Here is a 6,251-nt window from a genome sequence, read left to right as displayed (position 1 = left end):
TGAGGGCCTGAGGGCCTGAGGGCCTGAGGGCCTGAGGGCCTGAGGGCCTGAGGGCCTGAGGGCCTGAGGGCCTGAGGGCCTGAGGGCCTGAGGGCCTGAGGGCCTCAGTGCTTGAGGGCTTGAGCGCTGAGGGCTTTAGGGCTGAGTGCCTGAGGGCTTGAGGGCTTGAGGGCTTGTGCAGAGGCGGTTTCGAGGATGAGGGGATGTCATGCCGGTAGCGGTCATCACGGGGGCGTCGAAGGGGCTGGGGCGGGCGCTGGCGGAGGCGCTGGCGGTACGGGGCTGGGATCTGGTGCTGAACGCGCGCACCGCCGAGGTGCTGGAGCGGACGGCGGAGGCGGTGGCGGCGCACGGTACGCGGGTGGAGGCGCTGGCGGGGGACGTCACCGACGAGCAGCACCGGTCGGCGCTGGTGGCGGCGGCCTGGCGGCTGGGCGGGGTGGATCTGCTGGTGAGCAACGCGAGCGCGCTGGGCGCGGAGCCGCTGGTGCGGCTGGACGAGCTGCCGCTGGCGGGGCTGCGGCACGCGCTGGAGGTCAACGCGGTGGCGGCGCTGGGGCTGGTGCAGGAGGCGCTGCCGCTGCTGCGGGTCTCGCGCGCGGGGGCGGTGATCGTGGTCAGCTCGGACGCGGCGGCCGAGGCGTACGAGACCTGGGGCGGGTACGGGGCCTCGAAGGCGGCGCTGGACCATCTGGCGGCGGTGCTGGCGGCCGAGGAGCCCGATCTGCGGGTCTGGGCGGTGGATCCCGGGGACATGGCGACGGACCTGTACGCGGCGGCCGTACCGGACGACGCGGAGCCGCGGCCGGAGCCGGCCGGGGTGGTGCCGGGGTTCCTGCGGCTGCTGGACGAGCGGCCGGCCAGCGGGCGCTACTGTGCGCCGTCGCTGCTGGAGGGGGTGCGGTGACCCTCGCCCTGCGGGTGCCGGAGGAGCTGTCGGCGCGGGTGCCGGCCGAGCAGCGCGGCACGGGCCTGGGCCGGGACGCCGTACGGCTGCTGGTGTCGCGGGGGACGGCGGTGTCGCACCACCGGTTCGGGGAGCTGCCGGGGCTGCTGCGGGCGGGGGATCTGCTGGTGGTGAACACCTCGCCGACGCTGGCGGCGGCCGTGGACGGCAGGCTCGGGGACGCGCGCGTGGTGGTGCATTTCTCGACGCGCGGTGACGACGGGCGCTGGGCGGTGGAGCTGCGGGAGCCGGACGCCGGGGGCACCACGCGCGCGCGGGCGGGCGGACCCGCGGGGACGGAGGTGTCGCTGGCGGGGGGTGTGCGGCTGGTGCTGGAGGCGCCGCAGAGCGCGGACGGGCGGCGGCTGTGGTGGGCGCGGGTGTCGGATCCGGACGTGCCGGGGCTGCTGCGGGAGTACGGGCGGCCGATCCGTTACTCCTACACGGAGCGGGATCAGCCGCTGTCGGTGTACCAGACGGTGTTCGCGCTGCCGTCGGCGGACGGGGCGGGGAGCGCGGAGATGCCGAGTGCGGCGCGGCCGTTCACGGCGGGGATGGTGGCGGGGCTGGTGAGCCGGGGGGTGCAGTTCGCGCCGGTGACGCTGCACACGGGGGTGGCGTCGGCGGAGGCGCACGAGCCGCCGTATCCGGAGTGGTTCGCGGTGCCGGAGGCGTCGGCGCGGCTGATCAACGCGGTGCGGGCGGGTGACGGGCGGGTGATCGCGGTGGGGACGACCGCGGTGCGGGCCGTGGAGTCCGCGGTGGGGCCGGAGGGGCCCGGCGGGCGTCAGGGGGCTCGGGGGCCCCAGGGGGCACAGGGGCGCCGGGGGGCTCAGGAGGCTCAGGGGCCTCAGGGGGCGGTGCGGGCGGCTGAGGGGTGGACGGACCTCGTGGTGACGCCCGAGCGCGGGGTGCGGGTGGTGGACGGGCTGCTGACCGGGCTGCACGAGCCGCAGGCGTCGCATCTGCTGATGCTGGAGGCGGTCGCGGGGCGGGCGGCGGTCGGCCGTGGCTACGAGGAGGCGCTGCGGGGCCGCTACCTCTGGCACGAGTTCGGGGACGTCCATCTCCTCCTCCCGGAGGAGGGCCCTCACGGTGAGCGTTGCTCCGGCAACTGTTGGTGAGACCACCCCGGCGTCCGTGTGAGCCCGCACATAGGGCGCACATCACGTACGAACGTAAGTAGGAGATCAAGACTTCCCATGTGAACGGGACAGACAGCCCAGTCTGTCCCGTTTTGCACTTCCGCGATCCACTATCTGGCTTCGTACGTCACACCTTTGCCAGAGAATTTTGCGACCGCTAAGAATGGCTGCCGTCGTTCAGCGCCACGGGTTCGTCCCGTGCCCCTCCGCAGACAGTCCCCTGTCCCGGCGGACGTTGGACGGCCTCCGCGCTATTCGAAGAGGTCCATCGCCATGCCGAAGCACTTTCAGCCGCCCCGGCTGCCCAAGTTTCCCGATCGTGCCGAGCTGTCCGAGCGTGCCGCCCGTGCCCGTGACGCCGTGCGGGACGCCCTGCCCGGCCGCGGCCGGCCGGTGACCCGGGCCCACAAGCGGGCCGCGCTCGCCGGTGTGGGCGCGCTCAGCGCCGCCACGCTCGCCTTCACCCTGGTGCCCTCGGGCGGTACGACGACCGTCACCGACGCGTCCTCCACCGCCGCGCCGCTCACGTACAGCAGCGAGCAGATCAAGGACGTCAAGACCAGCGTCACCGACCAGCTCGCGGGCGCCAGCCTGAAGGTCGAGGCCATCGAGGCCAAGCAGAAGGCCGCCGCCGCGAAGAAGCAGAGCGCGGCCGAGGCCAAGAAGCAGGCCGTCGCCGAGCGCCAGGCCGAGCAGTCCGCGAACCGCTCCGCGCCGCGCGCGCAGACGACGCCGGTCGCCGCGAAGAACTACGCGAACAACCTCGACGGCTGGATCCGCGAGTCGCTCGACATCATGAAGAACAAGGGCATACCCGGCAGCTACAACGGACTGCACCGCAACATTTTGCGGGAATCCTCCGGCAACCCGAACGCCATCAACAACTGGGACATCAACGCCATCAACGGCGTCCCGTCCAAGGGCCTGCTCCAGGTCATCCCGCCGACCTTCGACGCGTACCACGTCTCCGGCACCCCGAAGAACATCTGGCACCCGGTCTCCAACATCGTCGCCGCCGCCAACTACGCGGCCGACCGATACGGCTCGATCGACAACGTCTTCGGCGCGTACTGAGGCAGGCGCGGACCTCGCACGCGTACAGCGAAGGGCGGCACCCGGTCAGGGTGCCGCCCTTCGGCGTCGTACGGCATCGGTCATCCGGCGCCGATCGTGTGTCGGACGTCCGGCGCCGATCGTGTGTCGGGCGTCCGGCGCTAGTCGCGCATGACCTCCGGCTCGTGGCGGCGCAGGAAGCGGGCCACGAAGAAGCCGCAGATCACACCGAGGGCGATCAGGGCCGCCATGTCCAGGCCCCAGGTGCCGAAGGTGTGGTCCCACAGCGGGTCGGCCTCCGCGCCGGCCTCCGGCGGGGTCACCCGGTTCAGGTCCAGGGTGGCGCCGGCCGCCGCCACCGCCCAGCGCGAGGGCATCAGATACGAGAACTCGTTGACGCCGACCGTGCCGTGCAGGGCGAACAGACAGCCCGTGAAGACCACCTGGATGATCGCGAACATCACCAGCAGCGGCATGGTCTTCTCGGCCGTCTTCACCAGCGACGAGATGATCAGACCGAACATCATCGAGCTGAAGCCGAGCCCCATGATCGGCAGGGACAGCTCCACGAGCGTCAGCCCGCCCAGGACCAGGCCCTCCTCCGGGATCTCCCGGCTGGCGAACCCGATCACACCGACCAGCAGGCCCTGGAGCGCGGTGATCATGCCGAGCACGAACACCTTGGACATCAGGTACGCCGACCGGGACAGCCCGGTCGCCCGCTCCCGCTCGTAGATCACCCGTTCCTTGATCAGTTCACGGACGGAGTTCGCGGCGCCCGCGAAACAGGCGCCGACCGCGAGGATCAGCAGGACCGTGGTCGCCGTGCCGTTCCCGACGATCCGGCCGGTCTCCGGGTCGGCCGCGTTGGGCAGCAGCCCCTTCTCCGGGTCGATCAGCAGGCTCACCGCGCCCAGCACGGCCGGCAGGATCACCATCAGGGCGAGGAAGCCCTTGTCGGAGGCGATCACCGAGACATAGCGGCGCACCAGGGTGACCCACTGCGACATCCAGCCCTGCGGCTTGGGCGGTCTGAGCGACTGCATCGCCGGGACCTGTACCGCCTGCGGGGCGACGGCGTCGATGTCCGCCGCGTACATCTGGTAGTGCTGCGAGCCCTTCCAGCGGCCCGCCCAGTCGTAGTCGCGGTAGTTCTCGAAGGCGGAGAAGACATCGGCCCAGGTGTCGTAGCCGAAGAAGTTCAGCGCCTCCTCGGGCGGGCCGAAGTAGGCGACCGAGCCGCCCGGCGCCATCACCAGGAGCTTGTCGCACAGTGCCAGCTCGGCCACCGAGTGGGTGACGACCAGGACGGTACGGCCGTCGTCGGCGAGGCCGCGCAGCAGCTGCATCACGTCGCGGTCCATGCCCGGGTCGAGCCCCGAGGTCGGCTCGTCCAGGAAGATCAGCGACGGCTTGGTCAGCAGTTCCAGGGCGACCGAGACCCGCTTGCGCTGACCGCCGGAGAGGGAGGTGACCTTCTTGTCCCGGTGGATGTCGAGCTTCAGCTCGCGCAGCACCTCGTCGATCCGGGCCTCGCGCTCCTGGGCCGTGGTGTCGGCGGGGAAGCGCAGCTTGGCCGCGTACTTGAGGGCCTTCTTGACGGTCAGTTCCTTGTGCAGGATGTCGTCCTGCGGGACCAGACCGATGCGCTGACGCAGCTCGGCGAACTGCTTGTAGAGGTTCCGGTTGTCGTAGAGCACCTCGCCCTGGTTGGCGGGGCGGTAGCCGGTGAGCGCCTTGAGCAGGGTGGACTTGCCGGAGCCGGACGGGCCGATGACCGCGATCAGCGACTTCTCCGGGACGCCGAAGGAGACGTCCTTGAGGATCTGCTTGCCGCCGTCGACCGTGACGGTGAGATGGCGGGCGGAGAACGACACCTCACCGGTGTCGACGAACTCCTCCAGCCGGTCGCCGACGATCCGGAACGTCGAGTGACCGACACCGACGATGTCGGTCGGGCCGAGGAGCTGCGAACCGCCCTTGGCTATCGGCAGACCGTTGACGTACGTGCCGTTGTGCGAGCCGAGGTCACGGATCTCCATCCGGCCGTCGGGCGTGGAGTGGAACTCGGCGTGGTGGCGCGAGACCTGGAGGTCCGAGACGACCAGGTCGCTCTCCAGCGAGCGGCCGATACGCATCACGCGGCCGAGCGCGAACTGGTGGAACGTGGTCGGGCTGCGGTCGCCGTAGACCGGCGGCGCCCCCGCGCCACCACCGGTCGCCTGCGGCGCGTGACCCTGCGGCGAGGGGTGCGCCTGCTGCTGGTGCGGGACCTGGGCCGCGGCGGCCTGGTGCGGGACCTGGGCTGCGGCGGCCTGATGCGGGACCTGGGCTGCGTGCGGGTGCGGGTGCGCGTGTTGTGGGTGTTGTGGGTGCGGGTGCTGCGGCTGCGGCTGCGGCTGCGGCTGCGGCTGCTGCCAGCCGGTCTGCTGCGGTGTCTGCTGGGACCAGCCCTGGTCGGCGGCCTGGGCACCCGGTCCGCCGGGTACGCCTTGTGCGCCGTGCGCGCCGTGCGCGCCGGGTACGCCGTGTCCGCCAGGGGCGCTCTGGGCCGCGTACGGCTGCGCCTGCGCCGGGGCTTGTGCCTGTGCGGCGGGTGCCTCGCCCGAGAGGCTGACGCGCGGGCCGTCGGTCGCGTTGCCGAGGTGCACCTGCGCGCCGGGGCCGATCTCCACCTGGTGGATCCGCTGTCCCTGCACGAAGGTGCCGTTGGTGCTGCCGTGGTCCTCGATGACCCAACCGCGGCCGTTGAAGCTGACCGTGGCGTGCCGCCAGGAGACCCTGGCGTCCTCGAACACGACCTCTCCTTGCGGATCGCGTCCGAGGGTGTATTGCCTGGACGGATCGAGCGTCCAGGTCCGTCCGTTTGATTCCAGTACGAGTTCCGGCACTCCATGCCCCACTGAGTTGTCCCCCGAGATTTCCCCCATCGCAGGGAGTCTAGGGATGTCGAACATCGGGGGGAACTATTTCAGGAGCGGCCCCCTGACCGAAAGCCGGGCCTTGTGGAACCGGGCGGGGGGCGCATCGGAGCGTTGTCGTTGACGGGGTGGAGGCCGCGCCCGACAGTGGTGTCCCCGTGCGCGGAAGGGCGGGGTGCGGGGTGC

General features: G+C 71.6%; 4 protein-coding genes. 3 read left to right on the top strand and 1 reads right to left on the bottom strand.

What is annotated here, in order from left to right; all coding sequences use genetic code 11:
- The first annotated feature begins 208 nt into the window (after positions 1 to 208).
- The 3 genes from ACIQNG_RS35155 to ACIQNG_RS35145 all read left to right on the top strand — a co-directional run bounded on the left by ACIQNG_RS35155 (position 209) and on the right by ACIQNG_RS35145 (position 3,165).
- Positions 209 to 907 (top strand): SDR family NAD(P)-dependent oxidoreductase, encoded by a 699-nt coding sequence (locus tag ACIQNG_RS35155; protein ID WP_401490795.1) that lies wholly within the window; start codon positions 209 to 211, stop codon positions 905 to 907.
- Positions 904 to 2,070 carry an S-adenosylmethionine:tRNA ribosyltransferase-isomerase gene (locus ACIQNG_RS35150; protein ID WP_401490793.1) on the top strand — a complete coding sequence of 389 codons (1,167 nt, stop codon included), beginning with the start codon at positions 904 to 906 and terminating at the stop codon, positions 2,068 to 2,070. The genes ACIQNG_RS35155 and ACIQNG_RS35150 overlap by 4 nt, the downstream gene beginning before the upstream one ends.
- A gap of 294 nt (positions 2,071 to 2,364) precedes the next feature.
- The gene (locus ACIQNG_RS35145; protein ID WP_401490791.1) at positions 2,365 to 3,165 is read left to right on the top strand and encodes a transglycosylase SLT domain-containing protein; all 801 of its coding nucleotides are present in this window, start codon (positions 2,365 to 2,367) and stop codon (positions 3,163 to 3,165) included.
- A 140-nt stretch (positions 3,166 to 3,305) separates the two neighbouring features.
- Here ACIQNG_RS35145 and ACIQNG_RS35140 read toward each other — a convergent pair whose 3' ends face one another.
- Complete coding sequence (locus ACIQNG_RS35140; protein WP_401490811.1) at positions 3,306 to 6,035, bottom strand: FHA domain-containing protein; 2,730 nt, start codon at positions 6,033 to 6,035, stop codon at positions 3,306 to 3,308.
- Positions 6,036 to 6,251: the final 216 nt, after the last annotated feature.

The organism is Streptomyces sp. NPDC091377 (assembly GCF_044757045.1).
GTDB lineage: Bacteria > Actinomycetota > Actinomycetes > Streptomycetales > Streptomycetaceae > Streptomyces.
This window is presented reverse-complemented; position numbering and strand designations above follow the sequence as displayed.

What these genes read in the sequence shown, in the direction of transcription:
- ACIQNG_RS35155 (WP_401490795.1), top strand. Translation starts at nt 209, where the DNA reads ATGCCGGTAGCGGTCATCACGGGGGCGTCGAAGGGGCTGGGGCGGGCG.
- ACIQNG_RS35145 (WP_401490791.1), top strand. Translation starts at nt 2,365, where the DNA reads ATGCCGAAGCACTTTCAGCCGCCCCGGCTGCCCAAGTTTCCCGATCGT.